The 20,498-nt window shown below is 35.7% G+C and carries 14 protein-coding genes; 4 read left to right on the top strand and 10 right to left on the bottom strand.

All coding sequences use genetic code 11. From position 1 onward, the window contains the following. Position 1 precedes the first annotated feature (1 nt). The 5 genes from QUE18_RS00585 to QUE18_RS00565 form a co-directional block, all read right to left on the bottom strand. Entirely contained in the window at positions 2 to 5,035 is a 5,034-nt protein-coding gene (locus QUE18_RS00585; RefSeq protein ID WP_009204660.1) for a leucine-rich repeat protein, read from the bottom strand. Positions 5,036 to 5,219: 184 nt separating this feature from the next. Further along, positions 5,220 to 5,837, bottom strand: a complete 618-nt coding sequence (locus QUE18_RS00580) for an APC family permease (protein ID WP_154663021.1) — start codon at positions 5,835 to 5,837, stop codon at positions 5,220 to 5,222. Positions 5,838 to 6,179: 342 nt separating this feature from the next. Further along, positions 6,180 to 6,410 (bottom strand): hypothetical protein, encoded by a 231-nt coding sequence (locus tag QUE18_RS00575; RefSeq protein WP_009204658.1) that lies wholly within the window; start codon positions 6,408 to 6,410, stop codon positions 6,180 to 6,182. 26 nt (positions 6,411 to 6,436) lie between these two features. Beyond that, positions 6,437 to 7,057: a methylated-DNA--[protein]-cysteine S-methyltransferase gene (locus QUE18_RS00570; protein ID WP_009204657.1), complete on the bottom strand. Its 621-nt coding sequence runs from the start codon at positions 7,055 to 7,057 to the stop codon at positions 6,437 to 6,439. A 55-nt stretch (positions 7,058 to 7,112) separates the two neighbouring features. Continuing rightward, positions 7,113 to 7,352 carry a hypothetical protein gene (locus QUE18_RS00565; RefSeq protein WP_009204656.1) on the bottom strand — a complete coding sequence of 80 codons (240 nt, stop codon included), beginning with the start codon at positions 7,350 to 7,352 and terminating at the stop codon, positions 7,113 to 7,115. A 239-nt stretch (positions 7,353 to 7,591) separates the two neighbouring features. Between QUE18_RS00565 and QUE18_RS00560 the strand changes: the two genes are divergently transcribed. The 3 genes from QUE18_RS00560 (at position 7,592) to QUE18_RS00550 (ending at position 9,626) form a co-directional block, all read left to right on the top strand. Continuing rightward, a complete protein-coding gene (locus QUE18_RS00560) occupies positions 7,592 to 8,692 on the top strand; it encodes a serine/threonine-protein kinase (RefSeq protein ID WP_009204655.1) in 1,101 nt (366 codons plus the stop codon). 102 nt (positions 8,693 to 8,794) lie between these two features. Beyond that, positions 8,795 to 9,139: a hypothetical protein gene (locus tag QUE18_RS00555; RefSeq protein WP_009204654.1), complete on the top strand. Its 345-nt coding sequence runs from the start codon at positions 8,795 to 8,797 to the stop codon at positions 9,137 to 9,139. Positions 9,140 to 9,179: 40 nt separating this feature from the next. Beyond that, positions 9,180 to 9,626 (top strand): helix-turn-helix domain-containing protein, encoded by a 447-nt coding sequence (locus QUE18_RS00550; protein WP_009204653.1) that lies wholly within the window; start codon positions 9,180 to 9,182, stop codon positions 9,624 to 9,626. A gap of 153 nt (positions 9,627 to 9,779) precedes the next feature. Here the strand turns inward: QUE18_RS00550 and ileS are convergent, their stop codons facing one another. From ileS to QUE18_RS00530, 4 genes are all read right to left on the bottom strand, one after another. Further along, positions 9,780 to 12,935 carry an isoleucine--tRNA ligase gene (gene ileS / locus QUE18_RS00545; RefSeq protein WP_040344636.1) on the bottom strand — a complete coding sequence of 1,052 codons (3,156 nt, stop codon included), beginning with the start codon at positions 12,933 to 12,935 and terminating at the stop codon, positions 9,780 to 9,782. A 350-nt stretch (positions 12,936 to 13,285) separates the two neighbouring features. Beyond that, entirely contained in the window at positions 13,286 to 14,119 is an 834-nt protein-coding gene (locus QUE18_RS00540; protein WP_009204650.1) for a class II fructose-bisphosphate aldolase, read from the bottom strand. 54 nt (positions 14,120 to 14,173) lie between these two features. Next, a complete protein-coding gene (locus tag QUE18_RS00535; RefSeq protein ID WP_009204649.1) occupies positions 14,174 to 15,430 on the bottom strand; it encodes a zinc-binding dehydrogenase in 1,257 nt (418 codons plus the stop codon). Positions 15,431 to 15,649: 219 nt separating this feature from the next. After that, positions 15,650 to 16,609 carry a sugar-binding transcriptional regulator gene (locus QUE18_RS00530; protein ID WP_009264797.1) on the bottom strand — a complete coding sequence of 320 codons (960 nt, stop codon included), beginning with the start codon at positions 16,607 to 16,609 and terminating at the stop codon, positions 15,650 to 15,652. 296 nt (positions 16,610 to 16,905) lie between these two features. On the opposite strand from QUE18_RS00530, the gene QUE18_RS00525 reads away from it, so the two are divergent. Beyond that, positions 16,906 to 17,979 (top strand): 6-phosphofructokinase, encoded by a 1,074-nt coding sequence (locus QUE18_RS00525; protein WP_008392283.1) that lies wholly within the window; start codon positions 16,906 to 16,908, stop codon positions 17,977 to 17,979. Positions 17,980 to 18,683: 704 nt separating this feature from the next. Here the strand turns inward: QUE18_RS00525 and QUE18_RS00520 are convergent. Then, on the bottom strand, positions 18,684 to 20,432 hold the full coding sequence (locus tag QUE18_RS00520; protein ID WP_009204726.1) for a 1-deoxy-D-xylulose-5-phosphate synthase: 1,749 nt from the start codon (positions 20,430 to 20,432) through the stop codon (positions 18,684 to 18,686). Positions 20,433 to 20,498 lie beyond the last annotated feature (66 nt).

Below are 20,498 nucleotides of genomic sequence, written 5' to 3'. Positions count from 1 at the left end.
CTTATTTAATCTTAATTATTTTTGTTGCTTTCTTTCCACTTCCATCTGTTGCCATTGCTGTAATTTTTACGGTTTTCTTTTTACCAGCTTTTAATGCTTTTACTTTTCCTGAAGAAGAAACTGTAGCATACTTTGTATTACTACTAGTCCATTTTATTTTTTTATTAGCACCTCTAGTTGCAGTAATTTTTGTTTTTAGACTAATTGTTTTACCTACTTTTACCGTTTTAGCTCCAGAAATAACAATTTTCTTTACTTTTCCTTTCATAATCTTTATCTTATACGTTGCTTTTTTTCCACTTCCATCCTTAGCTGTTGCAGTAATTATTACAGTCTTTCCACCAGCTTTCTTATTAATCGTTATAATTCCATTGCTACTGACTGTGGCATATTTTGTATTACTTGTTTTCCATATTAATTTCTTATTTGACGCATTTTCTGGAAGTATGAATGATGTTAATTTTATTTTCTTCCCTGCTGCAATTTTTGTCGAAATACCAGATAATACAATTCTGGTTAATTTAATTTCTTTTTGCTCTGTTGATTCTGGTTTGTGTGTTGTTGTAGACGGCTTTGGTTCTTCAGTTACTGACGGTGTTGGTTTCGATTCTTCGGTTGTTGGTGGTGTTGGCTTTGGTTCCTCGGTTGTTGGTGGTGTTGGCTTTGGTTCCTCAGTCGTTGGCGGCCGCACCGTATTATCTTGTTTTGCCTTAATTTCAGCTACCTTAAATCCATACGCATTTCCACCATTATCTGTTTGCAATTGAATTCTAAGCGTATTTCCAGGGACTTCTATCGTTTTCCCTGCAAGTTCCGTTCCCGTATATTTACCAACTTGTTTTTTATCTTTATCATAAATATACAAATAATCGAACTTATTTTCAAATTCCGTCTTGCTGTCAAATGTTACTTCCAAGGATTTAGCATCTTTTTCAGTATAAATCCATTCGTCTGTACAATTATTCTCATATGGATGAGAGCTTTCCATTTTGCTGATATCGGTAATATTATATATATTATTCCTAACTGTGACTATACAGCTTCTTGAAACATTGCTGCCATCTTTTGCTGTCGCTGTAATTGTTGCAGTTCCTTTAGATACTGCTTTGACCATACCTTTCTGATCGACTGTTGCTATTTTTGTATCAGAGGATGTCCATGTAACTTCTTTATTATTTGCATTATCTGGTCCCACTTCTGCAGTCAATTGATATTGTCCATCTCCATCTAATTTTAGAGCATATTCATTTAACCAGATTTTTTCTATTGGCTGTTCTACCGTTACTTCACAGCTTAAACTAAGTTCTCCTACTGTAACTTTAATTATTGCTGTTCCTCCTGCTTTTGCAGTGATCAATCCATTTTCATCAACTGTTGCTACATCCGTGTTACTTGATTTCCAATTTACATCGTCTGTAAAATCTTCTGGTGTCACATTAATAGATAACTGCTTTTTATCATTTTTCTTTAATGTAACATTTGTATCACTTAATGTTGCCTTTGTTGCTTTTACTGTTCGTCCTGTAAATTTGATATCATGGTCTTTTGCAAATGTTTCGGCATAACTTCCTGCGATTCCTGTAATTGTTATTTTTTCAGGGTAACTGAATGCATTTTCTGAAATCTCTTTGGTTGCTTTTGGAATTATAATATCTGTTAATGCCACGCAATTTGCAAATGCATTATCCCCTATTTTTATTACGTTTCTTGGTATTATAATCTTAGTTAGTTTATCACAATGTTCAAATGTATTACTTGGTACTTCTTTTATTCCCGTTCCAAGTTTAACATCCGTCAACATATCACTATCCTGAAATACTTTCACTCCAAAATCAGTTACTGAATCTGGTATTTGTATTTTCTCTAAGTAATCGCAGTTTGCAAATGCCTCATCTCCTATAATCGTTTCTTGCCAAGAGAATTTTATATTTTTCAAACTGCTTCCTTTAAATGCTCTTGCTTTTATCTCTGTTAATTTTGAAGGCATTGTAATTGTTTCCATACCACTGTTCTCAAATGCTCCTCTATTAATTTTCAAAATAGATTCTGGTATAACGATTTCTTTCAGGCCTTTACATCCACTAAAGATATCTTCACTTATTTCCTCTAAACCATCTGAAAGTGTTACTTTCGATAAGTTTTTGCAGTTTAAAAATGCTCCTATTCCTATTGTCTTAATTGATCGTGGCAGTTCTATTTCCTTCAATGCTGAATCTTTAAATGCATATTTTTTTAACTGTTCTGTCCCGTTCGCAAGCTTTACTTCTTCTAGATTTTCACATCCCGCAAATGCGTATTCACCTACGTTTTTAATAGTATCTGGTAATTCAATTTTTTCCAATCCAGTATTTCTAAGCAAGGATCTTGAAATATCTGTTGTTCCCTTTGCAAATTGTATTGTTTTTAATTCACTGCATCCTGTAAATGGTGCTGGATTCCATGCATCATCTCCTGCAAAATTGCTTGTTTTTATATTTTTAGGAATATAGATTGATGTCAGTTTAATACATTCTTGAAATGCTCCATTTCCAAGTTCTGTTACACTGTCTGACAACGTTACATCCTTTAATTGATTACATCTCTTAAATACATTATTTTCTATTTTAGTTACGGTGTCTGGAATCTTTATCTGCTCAATACCACTTGCATGGAACAATCCATTGTGAATCACTGTTGTTCCTTTTGCAAATTGTATATTTTTTAATGATGTACAACCATAAAACGGACCTACATCTCCACCTAACATTCCTGTCATTGATCCAGTTTCCACATCCTTTGGAATACATACCGATCTTAAACTTGTACATTCACCAAATGCTTCATCCCCTAATTTCTTAATATTATCTGTTAGTCCTGCATCTGTTAATTTTGTACACTCTTTAAACGCTCTGTTTCCTATTACCGTTACTGTATCTGGAAGTTCTAATTTTTCTATTCCACATCCATGAAATAATCCAGTGTTAATAATCGTTGTTCCTTTTGCAAATGTTATATTCTTTAAGGAATCACATCCATAAAATGGTCCCCTATAAGTAAGATCAGATAAATACCCTGCATCCGCATCTGTGTTTACATCTTTAGGAATGGATACTGATTGTAAATTTGAACAATACATAAATGCGCTGTTAGACAATTTTTCTACACTATCTGGAATTGTAACTTGTAAAATTTCTTTATGATCACTGAATGCTCCATATCCAATTCCTACAACTTTATATCCATCAATTTCTTCAGGAATTTCCAAATTACGTGCATTTCCATAATATTCTGTAATAGTTGCTACTTTATTCCCATCTTCGTCATTAGACAATGAATACTTATAGATTTGATACTCTTTTCCTTCATCATCTAAGCCTGCTGATCCATTATATCCAGACCATCCGCTTGATCCATAAGCAGAATAATATTTTGTAAAGTAATCAAATATCAGCCCTCTGCTACATTTAGATATCAACCGTCCATCTTCATAATGATGATATACTCTCATCGGACTATTTTGCAATGTATAAATGTCTGTGTTTTTGCTGTATAAATCTTTCTTAAACATACAACTTGCCTCTGCACCATACGATGCATACATATAAGCCAAAAATGTTCTACAATTTCCTGGTGTCCCTGTTGCCCATACAGTGTCGTTAAACTGTGCTGTGACTCCTGCTTTTCCATATACATATCCGGTAATCAGTTTTAAATCTGTAATTCCAAATTTCAATGTAGCACCAATTGATGCACTGGCTTCTACCGCAGTATTGGAACCTCCATTTTCTTTAAATGATTTAATTGTCCTAAATCCACCTACCTTTGAATATGAAATTCCCGTTAACATATGAGATGTTACCGTTGATGAAAATTTTCCTTCTGCATCTACATTCGCTGTTAATGTTAATCCCCCAATACCTGGAATTTTTACCGCCATAATATCTATTGAAGTATTGGCCGCAGCTTTGATCGTTCCTGTCATGTTCAGATCTCCTTCTACCTGAACCATAACTTCTCCTGTAGATGTCAGAATATTATACTTTACTTGTACATTTTTAAGTGTTCCTTTTACACTGGAAGATAAATTCCCTGTAACTTTAAAAGTTTTATTAAAACTTACTGTTTTAACTTTTTTAACTGCTCGATTTACTCCCGTTCCTTTTTGCCTATTTTCCGTTGTAACATCCAACTGTGTTCCATCCAATGGTTCAAAGGTTAATTCATCGGATTCAATGATTCCTTCTGCATCAACCTTTGAAAATGCATTATCATAATCTTTGACATCTGTGGTTGTTATAATTGTTTTATTTCCTGTTACTGAGATATTTTCTGCTTTTAAAGGCACTCCGACCTCTCCCTGATAGACTACAAAAATATCTCCCGTATTAATCTTTTGTGTTAAATCCGTAATAATTACTTTATTATCTTCAATCACCGCTTCTGTTGTTGCTGGAATCGTTTTGACTCCCGAAACAACATTCCAAGTACTGTCATAATCTTCTTTTACTTCTTGTTTTGACAATATTTCTTTTACATTTTTTGATATACTCTGTATGTCCGTTTCAGTCACTTCACCATTTGGCACAAACTTTCCTGATTCCAATGACAACCATCCTTGATTTATAGCAATCTGGTCATCTTCTTTATATGTACAATCGTTATCATCTGAAAATGTATATTTTTTCTCGTCTAATTGAAATCCCATACAAAAATTTAATGTATGTGCAACAAACTCTCTTGATACCTTTTCCTCTGGTTTAAAATCTTTTCCTGCTGCTGTATCAATCACACCATAAGCCGTTGCTTTCATAATGTCATTATAATATTCTGTTTTTTTATTTACATCATTATAATAATTATCCGGTAGTTGATTATCTTCAACTTTCATTCCTGTCATGTCTACTAGACTGTGAATCCACTGTGCTCTTGTAACTGTAGTTGTTGCTGCTTTAATTTCAATCACATTAAGAATATTAAAATTACTATTTAATCCACCCGCAGCAAAAATAAACAACAACAATACAACTATTATTTTTTTGCATACTTTTTTCCTCATATTCTATTCTCTCCTTCCCATATTACAGCATTTTATAATCCAATTTTATCATTGATACCTCTAAATATTTTGTCCTCTTATGTCTTATTCTTGTCTATTTATGTATCTTTTCCATCCATACAAAAAAGGCACAATCTCCAAGCTTCTCATACCTTTTAAACGCTCTAAATCACATTATTTAATTTCATTTTAACTGCTGATGAATTGCTTCATACGTCTTCTTTAATTCTTCCGCATACTGTTTGATTTCTTCATCATCTTCTGCTTCTTTCGCAATCTCTTCTACTTCTTCCATCTGCTTCACAATATCATTCTGAAACTGTTCCATTGTCTCCATTTGTTTTTCTAATGTTTCACAATATTCTTTCATGACTTTATTTTCATAGTTTAACTGTTCATTCTCCATCCGAATTCTCCGATCTTTTCTCCAACGGTAAAACCATGATGTAATATACAATAATCCTAGTGCCAAAATTATTTGAACTGCCACATACAGCCATGTAATAGATGATCTTTCCTGAACAGAATAAGTATACATTACCCATACAAATCCAATAATACATATAATTCTAAACAAATTTTGAAATGGAATCTTACAAATCGCAAAATTTCGTAAAAACCTTCTTACAATACACCGATCCATCAGATATCCAACACAAATAATTAAGAGAATTGCTACTATTGTATAAATTCCTAAATCTGCTTCAAAATTACGATCAAAACTAAAATCTTTATTGGCAACTGAATATATAAATGTATATGGTACAACAATCGTAATTCCACAAAACGTATCGATTAACATCGTACCTATAATAATTCTTATATAATCTAATCCTGTGATCAATTTATATATTGCAAATATCACCACAATACAAAAAATGTTCAGCAACCCATATCTGTATGTATTCTCTATAACTCCTATATAACATAGATATAGCGTTATAACATTGTACAGACATGACTTTGTAATTACTGTCATTGCGAGATATTTTTTATTTTTTTGTGGCACATGAAATACGGTACTTCCAAATAGATAGCAGTAAATTGCCATAAATATTTCTATGATTATACAGTGTAAAAGATAGTTCATGGTGTTTTTCCTTTTGTTCGTGTTCCTACATATTATTATAAATTCTTTTTACTCTTAATTTAATCTTTGATAAATATCCTTCTCTGTATCTTCTGGATATTCTTTTACCATTTTATATATTGGCGAAATCACGATTTCATCTTCTACAAGATCATCGACTATTTTTGTTATTGAATCTCCTTTTTTCATTTTCTTTTGAACTTGCATAATTAGTTTAGGGTTTTCTCCCTGTGTAATTCCACGCTCAATTCCTTTGTTAATTGCATTACCTAATATTGTACACATTGTAACTTCTCCTTTCCCATCTTTCTTTACATCCCATACACATCCAGATCAACCTTCCCATCAACAACCACAACTCCATCTTCTTCTAACAATTTCGCCTGATTTCCTTCTCCTCCAAACGCAAAGGCCCCTGCTAGTTCTCCCTTTGCATTGACGACTCGAAAACATGGTATATTCTCTGGATCTGGATTCTTATGCAGGGCATTTCCTACTGCTCGTGACATCTTTGGATTTCCTGCCATGGCTGCTACTTGTCCATAGGTTGCCACATGCCCTTTTGGAATTTGTTTGACTGCTTCGTAGATTCTTTTTGTCGGACTGTCCGTGATGATATCGTAGCTTTCTTTGATCATTTTTTTGATGTCTTTTTCTGGAATAGTCCCATCTAAGATGATCGTATTCCAATATTTTTTATTCTGATGATATCCTGGGATGACGGCATCGTAGGCTTCTCTCCAGAATTCTCTCCATTCTGGATCTACTTTGATATTCAGATTGATATAACCATCTTTTTCATAGACCCATAAAAAGGCTTTTTTACTTCCTTTTACCCTTACTAATTCCCAATTGGGATCTTTGAATGGAGATTCCACATATGTGTGTGGGAAAGTCAGACCGTAAGTGATTGCCTGTTGTCTTGTTTTCATGTAAATCTCTTCTTTCTATATTTAGTTCCTGTTTTATCTGAGTTATTTTATCACTTTAATTTAATCTCTGATAAATATCTCTCTCCGTATCTTCTGGATATTCTTTTACCCTTTTATATATTGGTGAAATCACGATTTCATCTTCTGCAAAAATCTCCATAAACTTCAGCATCTCATCTACATGCTTAATTGGTTTATAATTTTCAATGGTTTTATACCCTTTCCTTCTCTTCACAAAATAATCCTCAATAATTCCGAAATCACTTTGAAACATCTTAATCTGTTCTTCCGTCAAATATGCTATCTCAAATACATTTAAGTATTTCCCAGTTTATTCCACATATTTTATTTATTTTTAATATACTATATCTATTTCATGTTTTCAATACTCATTTTGTTTAATTGCACAACAATCACACATCATACAATCCTACTATCTTCAATCCATCTTTTCTCCACGATCAACCTATGTTAAACTAATTATATAACAATTATTCAACGACATATTACATAAACCAAAAGGAATCCTAACACATGACTTTAGAAGAAGAATATCGTCTATCCTGCTATGAGGAACTGACGACTCTTGGAAATCACAATCATATATATTTAATCAAACACAAGTTGTCTGGTGAAATTTTCGTTAAGAAAGTTTTATCCAGATTTTCTTTGGATGTTTATAAACAGTTGAAGGACTTACAAATCTCCGGAATTCCAAAAATTCATGACCTGATCCTTGAAAATGATTCTTTGATCCTGATTGAAGATTATATTCATGGACAAACTTTGGAACAGTTGCTTGAGGAACAGACAACGCTGGTCTATTCGGATGCTCTTGCAATCATGCGTAAACTTTGTGATGTGTTAAAATCACTTCATACTCTGACTCCTCCGATCATTCATCGTGATCTGAAATTGTCGAATATTATTTTGACCAGTGAAAATCTTGTCTATATCGTGGATTTCGATACTGCCAGATATTATGAATCTGGGCAAGAGCAGGACACGGAATTACTTGGAACGAAAGAATATGCCCCTCCAGAACAGTATGGATTTGGGCAATCTGATGCCCGATCTGATATTTATGCATTGGGGATTATTTTTAACCGCTTATTGACAGGAGAATATCCAAAACATCAATTGGCTGATGACAGATATCGTTCCGTCATTTCAAAATGTATTCGATGGAATCCTGAGGAACGTTTCCAGACGGTCGAAGAACTTGAGACAGCTTTACATGATAATATTTCCTCTGATATTGGAAAACCTGGATTTACGCTTTCTTCGATACATTCTGATATTCCAGGATTTCGAACTGGAAAGCTGTGGAAAATAATCTTGGCATTCTTCGGATATCTCTCTTTTCTTTACTGTAGTATGACTTCAGATTTCACAAATGCAAAAACCGGACTTCCTCTAACTGGACTACAACTATGGCATGAGCGTTTTTTTGTATTTCTGATGCTGCTCAGCCTTATTTTTTATAATTTTAACTACAAAAATATCCGAACCAGATCTTTTCTGGGTCATTCTCTCCCTTTTGTACTTCGAATTGTTCTACAGTGTCTGATTTCTTTGGGAATTTTGGTCATTCTTATGATCTTTATGCTGTTAGTCGAAGAAATCATATGGTAGGTTCTTTATCGCTGGCAGTAAAATTTTACGCTGTCAGCGAAACATTTCTATATGAATATTTGCTACTCTTATTATTGTTCATATAGAAGGGAGGAATTAAATATGAAAACTTGGAAATTAGTTTCTGGAATCATCTCAATTGTACTTTTTGCTTTTGTTATGTTTCAGTCTTGTGCAGCTGGAATTTCAAATTCTTTAGCAGAAAATGGGGAAAGTGGCAGTTCTGCCGGATTGATCGTTGCGATCATTTTATTGGCTGGTGGAATTGTTTCTATTGCTACAAGAAATGGTTCAAAGGGCGGTAATATCGCACTGATCGTTTTATTTGCACTTGGTGCACTTTGCGGATTTACTATGGCAGGAAGTTATGCAGATTTAAATGTATGGGCTGCCTGGTGTCTGATTTGTGCGGTATTTGCAGCAGTTTCCTTAAAGAAGGGGCAATGATCGTTTATTATAAGCACAAAGAGAGAAAGGATATTTACATATGCAGGATCAATTAACTGATCATTTAGATCAACAATTAAAATCTACTTCTTTGGAGAATTTTTCGAATTATCTTAAGAATCTTCAGCAGTTACCAAGCCTGCAGGATTTTTTCTCTGTTTATATTGCAAAGCATGACCTGAAAATTTCGCAGATCATCAAAAACAGTGGGATATCACAAAGCTATGCCCATGAAATCTTAAATGGAACGAAACCTCATCCTTCCAGAGATTATCTGCTGGCTTTGTGTCTTGGGGCTCATATGGATCTAAAAACCACGCAACATGCTCTGCGAATCGCACAACTCGGTGAACTTTATGCAAAAGTTCCAAGAGATGCAGCGATCATGATGCATATCAATAATGAAAAATGGAATCTCATTGATATTAATATCTTTCTGGAAGAACATGGTCTTAATGTGATTTCACTTTCAAAGAAAATTTCATAAATAATAGCAAAAAGATCAGCTGTAAAACTTTCTACAGCTGATCTTTTTTATATTTTCTTCGTTATATGATGTAAGTGTCAAAAGTATAAATTGCGTTTGTGCTTGCACAAATAAGCAATTTATACTTATTGACACTCTCATCATTATATGAAATTATCTTTTTTCAACACCTAAAGTAACTTTCTCACCATTGATGTTCCATTCTTTTTCATATCCAGCAACTTCTCCAGCTTTCACTTCATCTGCTAAAACATCTCCAGCAATCGCTGCTTCGTTTCTTCCGATGATGTCTGCGGCTTTGTCTGATCCTTTGTAAGAGAATGTGATATGATCTGTTACTTCGAATCCTGCTTCTTTTCTCATAGACTGGATCTTGCTGACTACTTCACGGACGAATCCTTCTTCTAACAGTTCTTCGGATAAGTTTGTATCAAGTACAACTGTCACTCCGTTGTCTGCTTCTGTTACGAATCCTTCCTGTTTTACCATTTCGATCAACAGATCTTCTTCTGCTAATTCTACTGGTGTTCCATCAACTTCAAATGTTAATAGTCCCTTAGAGTCTAACTGAGCTTTCGCTTCATTTCCATCAACTGCTGCTAAGTAGTTTCTGATTCCTCCAACTAATTTACCGTATTTTGGTCCTACAGTCTTTAACTGTGGTTTGAAGTTGTATGTTGTGAAGTTTGATACGTCATCTGTAAATGTGATGTTCTTTACATTTAACTCGTCTAAGATGATCGCTTCGTCATAATCTGGAAGAGATGCTTCTGCTTTAACATACATCTGTCCGATTGGCTGACGGTTCTTGATTGCTGCTCCATTACGGCATGCACGTCCTAATACGACGATCTTTAATACGAGATCCATATCTGCTTCTAATTTCTCATCGACCTGTTCTGCATTGTATACAGGGAAGTCGCATAAGTGGATACTTTCTTTTGCAGATGCATCAACACTTCTTACGATGTTCTGGTAAATCTCTTCTGTCATGAATGGGATCATTGGAGCTGCTGCTTTACATACAGTAACTAATGCTGTGTATAAAGTCATATATGCATTTACCTTATCCTGTTCCATTCCTTTTGCCCAGAAACGGTCACGGCAGCGTCTTACATACCAGTTACTCATATCATCTACAAATTCCTGTAATGCTCTTGCAGCTTCTGGAATTCTGTAGTTTCCTAAGTTATCATCCACAGATTTGACCATTGTGTTCATCTTAGATAACAGCCATTTATCCATTACAGATAATTTATCATATTCTAACGCATGTTTTGTTGGGTCGAACTGGTCGATCTCGGCATATAATGTGTAGAATGCATAAGTATTCCATAATGTTCCCATGAATTTACGCTGTCCTTCTGTAACGGCTTTTGCATGGAAACGGTTTGGCAGCCATGGGGCACTATTTGTATAGAAATACCAACGGATCGCATCTGCTCCATGCTCTTCTAATGCATCGAATGGATCAACTGCATTTCCTTTGGACTTACTCATCTTCTGTCCGTTTTCATCCTGAACGTGTCCTAATACGACAACGTTTTTATATGGTGCTTTATTAAATAATAAAGTTGAAATTGCCATTAAGGAGTAGAACCATCCACGAGTCTGGTCTACAGCTTCTGAGATAAAGTTTGCTGGGAAGTTATCTTCGAAGATTTCTTTATTCTCAAATGGGTAATGCCACTGTGCGAAAGGCATAGATCCTGAATCGAACCAGCAGTCGATTACTTCTTCTACACGATGCATTGGTTTTCCACAATGTGGACACTTAATTGTTACCTGGTCGATATATGGACGGTGAAGTTCAATATCGTCTGGACAGTTATCAGACATACTCTTTAATTCTTCGATAGAACCGATAGAATGCTGATGTCCACATTCACATTCCCAGATATTTAACGGAGTTCCCCAATAACGGTTTCTTGAGATTCCCCAATCCTGTACGTTCTCTAACCAGTCTCCAAAACGTCCTTTACCGATGCTCTTTGGTACCCAGTTAACTGTATTATTGTTTGCGATCAGCTGATCTTTTACATCTGTCATCTTGATGAACCAAGATTCTCTTGCATAGTAGATCAGTGGTGTGTCACAACGCCAGCAGTGTGGATAGCTATGCTCGAATTTTGGAGCATCATATAATAATCCACGGCTCTCTAAATCTTTTAAGACTTCTGGATCTGCTTTCTTAACAAATAATCCAGCAAATGGTGTTTCTTCTGACATATTACCGCGTTCGTCTACTAACTGTACAAAAGGCATCTCATATTTGCGTCCGACTTTCGCATCGTCTTCACCAAATGCTGGTGCGATATGAACGATACCTGTACCATCTGTTAATGTTACATATCCATCACATGTTACATAGAATGCTTTCTTGTGCTGTTTCTCTGCAACTTTTGCTGCACAGTCATATAATGGTTCGTATTCTTTGTATTCTAAGTCTTTTCCTTTGTATGTTTCTAAGACTTCATATGCAGGTGTTCCTGCTTCTTCGTCTGCTAATCTTCCAAGAACTGTATCAAGCAGTGCTTCTGCCATATAGTATACATATCCATCTGCGGCTTTTACTTTTGCGTATGTTTCTTCTGGGTTTACGCAAAGACCGATATTAGATGGAAGTGTCCATGGTGTTGTTGTCCATGCAAGGAAATATGCATCTTCATCTACTAATTTAAAGCGAACGATCGCTGAACGTTCTTTGACATCTTTGTATCCCTGTGCCACTTCCTGTGCGGATAATGGTGTTCCACAACGTGGGCAGTAAGGTACGATCTTAAATCCTTTGTAAAGTAATCCTTTATCCCAGATCTGTTTTAATGCCCACCATACAGATTCGATAAAGTTATTATCGTATGTGATGTATGGGTTCTCCATATCAGCCCAGAAACCTACTGTATCTGAGAAATCTTCCCACATACCTTTGTATTTCCAAACGCTTTCTTTACATTTCTTGATGAATGGTTCCATACCGTATTCTTCGATCTGTTCTTTTCCATCAAGACCTAACATCTTCTCAACTTCAAGTTCGACTGGAAGTCCGTGTGTATCCCATCCAGCTTTACGAATGATCTTATGACCTTTCATTGTCTGGTAACGAGGGATCATATCTTTGATAACACGAGTTAAAACGTGTCCGATATGTGGTTTACCATTAGCTGTTGGTGGTCCGTCATAGAATGTATATGTCGGATCGTCTTTTCTTTCTTCGATACTCTTTTCAAAAATTTCGTTTTCTTTCCAGAACTTTACGGTCTCTTTCTCTCGATCGACAAAGTTCATGTCAGATGATACTTTCTTGTACATCTTCATCTCTCCTTTTACTTCTTAGAAAATCTAATGAAATAGGAAAAAATAAGAAAAAGCGCTGTCCAAAATAGGACAACGCTGTTGCTTCTAAACCACCTATTTCACATACTATCATATGTTATCCCGTTAACGGAGGATACCGGCACAGCTTACTTCATTCAGCCTGCAGCTTCGGAGTGATCTTCCTTCTTATCTTACTAACACCCGGCTTCCACCGCCCCGGACTCGCTCATGCGTTCATGATAGAAGTACTGTCTCCTTCTTCGCTTTTATCATACTAAGTTATCTTAACACTTAAAATGGCGATTCGTCAATATTGAATTGTATGTTTTCGCATTTCTTTTTGTTTATTTTGTATGGAATACTTCGTAATAATGTTTCAGGCAATCTTTAAATCCATCTTTTGCAAGTGTTACACTATCATAGTAACTTCTTTCGGCATATCCATCTTTTGTATTATCTCTTGCTGCATTTAATAAGTCTGTACAGATATTTACTTTCGCAATTCCAAGTTCTACTGCTTTGGATAAGTTTTCATCTCCAGAACCAGATCCTCCATGAAGTACTAGTGGAATAGAAACCTCGGTTGCAATTTCTTGTAATCTTTCAAAATTCAGATGTGGAATTCCTTTGTATTCTCCATGAGCTGTTCCAATAGATACTGCAAGGGAATCAACTCCTGTCTGTTCTACAAATTTCTTTGCTTCTTCTGGTGTTGTTAACATTGTATTTCCTTCAACATGATAGCTGTCTCCTTCTCCTACGTGTCCGATTTCAGCTTCTACCGTAACATTTCTTTCATGTGCATATGCTACGATTTCTTTTGTCTTTGCCACATTTTCTTCAAATGGAAGGCTTGATCCATCAATCATAACGGAGGTAAATCCGACATCAATAGCTTTCTTAACCAACTCGATCGTAAATCCATGATCATAATGAAGCGCGATATCTTGGTTACTTTTTTCTGCGTAATATTTTACGATCGCTGCTGCTTCTTCAATACCTAATGTCGGTGTATGTACCTCCGCCAGACACACCATCAATGGGTGTTTTGTTTCTTCTGCCGCCTCGATCACTCCTTTGATATTCTCAAGGTTTACAATGTTGGCTGCTGGGACTGCGTAATGTCCTGCTTTGGCTTCTTCTAACATCTTTTTACTGTTTACTAACATCTGTTTCATCCTCCCGAAAATTCATTCTAAAATTTTACTTTATAAGTTCCACTTGTATCATTTTTAAAAATTAGCTAACAGATAATCTTCTGCTTCTTTGGACCATAATCCATTATGTTCTTTTGTAATCTTAGCTAATTCTTTAAATCTATCATCTGTTTTTCCTTTTTCTTCAAAATCTTCAATTGCTGTTAGTTCAAGATTCTTTCCAAGATACATCAGTTTCTTTCCTCCTGGAATCTTTGGAAGATTCAATATCGTATTGATCTGTGCATCAATTCCCCCGATATGCGTGATCATAACAGCTGGATCTAATCTTCCTTCTCCTGCAAGTTTTAAACATTCTTTCATATCATCGGTATTCCCACCGCTTGATCCTACCAGATGGTGCATCTTATAATGTACGTCAAAGAAATTAAACATCGCAGATAATTTTGGATCCACTGGTCCTGCGAAGAAGTTTAAGCATCCATCAAATCCTAAAATCTCATCTGCCATCTCGATCACTGGTCTGACTGGTGCATATACAGATACATCATCAAATCCTGTTCCACCAGTTAAATCTCTTAATGTCTTCACTGGGTCATCGACTTTCGCAGTATTGACAAAATGGATTTCAACACCTCGTTCTTTGGCATATTCTTCTGTAAATAATTCACTAGCTCTTTTTAATCTTACTTCATCAATGTCTGTGATCACCAGTAAAGAAGGTTTACGATCACAATTTAACATATAACTGATCGCTCCTAATCCCATTGGACCACAGCTTGCAAGAAGTGCACTCTTTCCACCTTCTACAATTCCCATCTTATGTTCATAAACACCACGTTCACTGTGGTACATAGAATGGAATGCTCCAATGATACAGCTCATAGGCTCCGCCAGTGATGCCTCAAAAAATGCACTGTTTTCATCAAAAGGTAATAAGCAGTCTTTTTCCATTACAATTGGCGGAACTTTGATAAAGGTTGCTGCTCCTCCGCAGTATTCATAAGAATATCCGATGGCTGCCATAGAACCTTTGATATTGATCGCTGGCTGCATGGTATATTTTGTTCCAACTTGATATTTATCTTTCCACTTCGCCCCAACTTCACGAATGATTCCTGCAAATTCATGTCCTACGATGATCGGATGTTCGCTGATATCATCGTTGACTCTCTGATGTTTTGCTCCCTGAATAGATTCTTTGTAAGTAGACATGCAGACACTGTCAGTGATCAGTTCCATTAAGATCTCATCGTCTTTCAGTTCTCCCATATCAAATTCTTCTAATCTTAAATCTGATTCCCCATAAAGTCTGACTGCTCTTGTCTTCATAGCTTATCCCTTTTCCTTTCTGTTTGTGTTGTGTGGTCATATGACCATGTACATTGTCATTTGATATTTTTTATTATAGATTCAACGTTTTTATTTGTCAATACAATTTTTTATTTTTCCATCACACAAAAAGTGCTGATTTACAAGATTTTTACAATAAAAAAGAAGCTGATATGCTTACTTTTATTTGCATATCAGCTTCATATTCTTATCTCTATATTATTTTAATAATAACTCTGCCGTCGGCACATCTGTTACCAACACATTCACTAATCCACCTGCGATCGCACCTTTGATTGCTTCGATCTTATCTTTTCCATAAGACATTCCGACTCTGACTGGTATCTTTGCGATCTTATCCAATGAAATTCCAACCATTTTTCTTTTCAGATCCTCATCAACCGTCTGGCCATTCTTGTCATAAATCCTTCCAACGATTTCTCCAACAGCACCTTTTCTCACTAGTTCCTTGTATTCTTCCTTTGTCCGTATTTCTGCCTTGATAATCGAAGAATCGTCCTGCATCGATCCGATTCCGATCAATGCAATGTCCGCTGTTTCTGCCATATGAAGAACTTTAGCGATTTCATCAATACTTTCGATCAACTCTTTTTCTTTTGTACCTTCCACATACATTGGTGCAGACAAGTTATAACTTGCACAGTGTAATAAATTTCCGACTTTCGTTGCAAGTGTATTGGAATATGTTGTTGTATTCCATGAATCTGACTGTATCGCTCCCGGTGTTCCAAGAAATGGAACAACTTTTACATTCTGAAATGAAAGAGATCTAAGACGTTCATCTTTCGCCAACTGCTCCACAAATTCATGCATGGCTCTTCCCCATGTCATTCCAAATACCATGTTTTTTTTCAAAACTCTTAGAATATAGTCTACCGCTTGAAACGCTACTTCTTGATCCGATGACTGTTCATATGCCGGAACAGCGATCAATGCTTCTGTCAATCCATATTTTTCTTCTAATTTCCGTTCCAATGCAAGATCACTTTGTTCAGGATATTGAATCCTGATCTGAACATACCCTTCATTTCTCGCCTGAATCAATGCTCTGGAAATACTGGTTCTTGATGTATGTAATTTTTTCGCAATCTCTTGTTGCGATAATCCATCACGGTAATAAAGTTCTGCTGCTTTTATTAAAAAACGATCACTTTTCATCTGGCTTCCTCCATCGTGAATATGCCACATTTCATATGTGACTTTCTATATTTATATTATCTGGTTTTTTATTTATTTTCAATGCACATTTTTATATTTTCTTAATCTGTTTTATCGGATATTTTGATTGTACGAAAACAAAGATCATGATCTTATCTTTTTATCAGATTTTACGCTTTCTTAACGTTTTATTTACTAAATTTTATAATTTTTGTATATAATTATATGTTAAAATAGTAGTTAACTAATGTTAGATGGTTTAAATACAAATATAAAACCAGAAGGGAGATAAATTCATGTTAAGAATTGGAATTTTAACCAGTGGCGGCGACTGTCAGGCATTGAATGCTGCCATGCGTGGTGTAATAAAAGGTTTAAGTGTAAAGAGAAATGATCTGGAGATCTATGGTTTCCGCGATGGATATAAAGGTCTGATCTACGATATTGCTGACCGTATGACACCAGATGATTTTTCTGGAATCTTAAACCGTGGAGGTACAATTCTTGGAACTTCCAGACAGCCATTCAAAAAGATGCGCATCCCTGATGAAAACGGTCTTGATAAAGTCGAGGCAATGAAAAGTAATTACCGCAAATATAAATTAGACTGTCTTGTAGTTCTTGGCGGTAACGGAACTCACAAAACTGCAAATATGCTTCGTGAAGAAGGTTTAAATGTTGTAACACTTCCAAAGACAATTGACAATGATCTTTGGGGAACTGAAATGACATTCGGATTCCAGAGTGCCGTTGATATTGCAACTGATACGATCGACCGAATCCATACAACAGCTTCTTCTCACAGCCGTGTATTTATCATCGAGGTTATGGGGCATAAAGTCGGACATGTTACCCTGCAATCAGGAATTGCTGGTGGAGCTGACGTAATCCTGCTGCCTGAAATTCCTTATGATATTGATAAAGTAGCCGAAGTTGTAGAAAACCGCTTTGCAGCTGGAAAGAAATTCTCGATTATCGCAGTTGCTGAAGGTGCTATTTCAAAAGAAGATGCGAAGTTAAAGAAGAAACAGTATAAGGCAAAACTTGCAGAAAGAAGATATCCTTCTGTTGCTTATGAGATTGCAGCTGCACTAGAAGAAAAAACAAATCGTGAGATCAGAGTCACCGTTCCAGGACATACACAGCGTGGTGGTGCTCCTTGTGCTTACGACCGTGTACTTGCTACAAGAGTTGGAGCATATGCCGCTGAATTGATCCTTAATAAAGAGTATGGCTATATGGTTGGTATCGTTGATGGAGATACAAAAAAGGTTCCATTATCTGAAGTTGCTGGAAAATTAAAATATGTTGATCCGAAGTGCCAGATGATTAAGGACGCTAAGACGATTGGAATAAGTTTTGGTGAGTAAATTGTAGTTTGATGACGGAAATTATTGGTGGAATATTATAAAAATGGTTATATGTCTGCGACGCGCTCTCGCTCGACTCACTACGCAGCTGTACTAAGCTCCTGAATGATCTTACGATCATCCACTCGCTAAGTACAGGCGTGTTCCTACGGTCGCCGACATATAACCATTTTTATAATATTCAAATAATTTACGTAATTCAAATCACTATACAGTGTGTATGGTATTGATTGATAATTTTTGTATTCGTTAACAGAAGTTTAGCTAAAATCTACAAGCACCGATTTGTAGGGTAGTTTGATGAACTGAAGTTATTGGTGGGGGTGAATATTTTACTATATTAGCATTTATAATAAACATCTGTCTACCACTACAAAAATTGAAAAACAATAATGTTTAACATACATCCATCAGCCTGAATTTTCTTATTTTTATGATTGAAAGTCTTCAGGTATTTAGAGAAAAAATGAAAGATAGCATGTGAGCAACGATCGAATCCCATAGGAGTTTTGACGGAATCGCAGCTGGATCGGGCAATTGTTTGAGCGTCAAAGACTACTGGTTTCAGTAACTTTCAACGCGAGTTATTGCAGGAGATCCAGCGAATAGGCGTTCTGTCAAAACTCCGTCAATGGAATTCGTGTTGCTCATATGCTATCTTTCATTTTTTCTCTAAATACTCGATGACCTTCAACTCATACAAATTAAAATTTAAGATCCCCCACAATCTGCTGAACCGTCAAATGATTCTTCTTAAGAAGTTCTTCAATATCATATCGATCTAATAATTCTTTCTTCACTCCATAATTAAATACCTTCATATCAGAATCCCCATAGAATCGTGCAATCTTCTCTCCGAATCCTCCTTCTAAAAATCCATCTTCTAATGTAATAACTACATCATGATCTTTCTTTAGATCTTCTAATAATACTTCATCAATTCCAGTAATATAATATGGATTTATCACAGTTGCTTTTGTTCCTGTCTTTTCTTCTACTGCTTTTGCAACTTCACATCCCATATTGTAGAATGTTCCAAGTCCAATGACTGCAACTTTGCTTCCTTTTTCTGTGACTTCATATTTGTTTAACTGACTGAAATCTTTTGTTATTTTTTTACCGTCAGAGATCATTTCTCCACCTGGAAGTTTGATCGCGACTGGATATTGATCCTGATCGATACTCCAGTCCAACATTGCCAGATATTCTTCTTTTGTTGTTGGTGCGAGGTATACTAAGTTTGGAATATTGCTCATCATTGGAATATCCTGTAATCCAAGATGTGTTACATCATTCATTCCATATACAGATCCCCAGAATGTAACGATCGTTGCTGCATTGCTATCGATGCACAGATCCTGTGTAATCTGATCGTAAGTTCTCTGTACAAATGTTGAATATACTCCATAAACCGGTTTTCCACCACCTGCTGCGATTCCTGCCGCCATTGCCATTGCTGTTTCTTCCGCGATCCCAACATCGATAAACTGTTTTCCAGCTTCCTTACGTTTATCTTCTGTAAATCCCATAACTGTTGGTGTTGCAGAAGTGATCGCTACAACCTTCTTGTCTTCTTTCATTTTCTTTAACAGGTATTGTGCTGTTACACTTGAGAAATCCTCACCATCAAAAGAATCTAAAGGCTTTCCTGTTTCCACATCAAATGGCGCACAGTAATGCCAGTCTTCTTTATGTTCCTCAGCTAATTTATATCCTTTTCCTTTTTGCGTATTAATATGAACGACAACTGCTTTTTTTGTATCTTTGACCTGTTTGAATGCTTCGATCAGATCAGCGACTTTATTTCCTTCTTTGACATAAATGTAATCTAATCCCATGGCTTTGAATAGATTACATTTAGATTCTCCGTTTGTTTCACGAAGCGCTTTTAGATTCTCATATAATCCACCGTGGTTTTCTGCGATCGACATATCGTTATCATTAACTACAATGATCAGATTTCCACCTAATTCTGCGGCATAATCAAGACCTTCTAATGCTTCCCCTCCACTTAAAGATCCATCTCCGATCACTGCGATCACATTTCCATTTTCTTCTTTTAGGTCTCTTGCTTTGGCAAGTCCAAGTGCAAGACTTATAGAAGTTGATGTATGCCCAATTGTGAAATGATCATGCTCACTTTCTCCTGGATTACTGTATCCTGATACATCATCATAATGTTCTTCATATAGGAATGCATCCTTACGTCCAGTCAACATTTTGTGTGGATAAGATTGATGGGAAACATCATATACGATCTTGTCTTTTGGCGATTCAAATACATAATGCATGGCGATCGTTGCTTCTACCATACCGAAATTCGGTCCAAAATGACCTCCATGCTTACTTAATTTTTTTAATAATGCATCACGAATTTCTTCTGCAAGTACATTTAACTGATCCTCGGATAATTTCTTGACATCTTCTGGACCATTGATATTTTCAATATACATCTATTTTTCTCCTTGTCTGGTTTCTTGTAAATACACTAGCAATAGTGTATGATATTTATATCATAT

The sequence above is a fragment of the Anaerostipes hadrus ATCC 29173 = JCM 17467 genome, from assembly GCF_030296915.1.
Classification (GTDB): Bacteria; Bacillota; Clostridia; order Lachnospirales; family Lachnospiraceae; genus Anaerostipes; species Anaerostipes hadrus.
The sequence above is the reverse complement of the archived record's forward strand: the minus strand, read 5'-3'. Positions and strand labels throughout refer to the sequence as shown.

What these genes read in the sequence shown, in the direction of transcription:
- QUE18_RS00570 (WP_009204657.1), bottom strand. Translation starts at nt 7,057, where the DNA reads ATGAAAACAAGACAACAGGCAATCACTTACGGTCTGACTTTCCCACAC.
- QUE18_RS00575 (WP_009204658.1), bottom strand. Translation starts at nt 6,410, where the DNA reads ATGTGTACAATATTAGGTAATGCAATTAACAAAGGAATTGAGCGTGGA.
- QUE18_RS00530 (WP_009264797.1), bottom strand. Translation starts at nt 16,609, where the DNA reads ATGAAAAGTGATCGTTTTTTAATAAAAGCAGCAGAACTTTATTACCGT.
- QUE18_RS00580 (WP_154663021.1), bottom strand. Translation starts at nt 5,837, where the DNA reads ATGTTAATCGATACGTTTTGTGGAATTACGATTGTTGTACCATATACA.
- QUE18_RS00585 (WP_009204660.1), bottom strand. Translation starts at nt 5,035, where the DNA reads ATGAGGAAAAAAGTATGCAAAAAAATAATAGTTGTATTGTTGTTGTTT.
- QUE18_RS00555 (WP_009204654.1), top strand. Translation starts at nt 8,795, where the DNA reads ATGAAAACTTGGAAATTAGTTTCTGGAATCATCTCAATTGTACTTTTT.
- QUE18_RS00525 (WP_008392283.1), top strand. Translation starts at nt 16,906, where the DNA reads ATGTTAAGAATTGGAATTTTAACCAGTGGCGGCGACTGTCAGGCATTG.
- QUE18_RS00550 (WP_009204653.1), top strand. Translation starts at nt 9,180, where the DNA reads ATGCAGGATCAATTAACTGATCATTTAGATCAACAATTAAAATCTACT.
- ileS (WP_040344636.1), bottom strand. Translation starts at nt 12,935, where the DNA reads ATGTACAAGAAAGTATCATCTGACATGAACTTTGTCGATCGAGAGAAA.
- QUE18_RS00535 (WP_009204649.1), bottom strand. Translation starts at nt 15,430, where the DNA reads ATGAAGACAAGAGCAGTCAGACTTTATGGGGAATCAGATTTAAGATTA.
- QUE18_RS00520 (WP_009204726.1), bottom strand. Translation starts at nt 20,432, where the DNA reads ATGTATATTGAAAATATCAATGGTCCAGAAGATGTCAAGAAATTATCC.
- QUE18_RS00540 (WP_009204650.1), bottom strand. Translation starts at nt 14,119, where the DNA reads ATGAAACAGATGTTAGTAAACAGTAAAAAGATGTTAGAAGAAGCCAAA.
- QUE18_RS00560 (WP_009204655.1), top strand. Translation starts at nt 7,592, where the DNA reads ATGACTTTAGAAGAAGAATATCGTCTATCCTGCTATGAGGAACTGACG.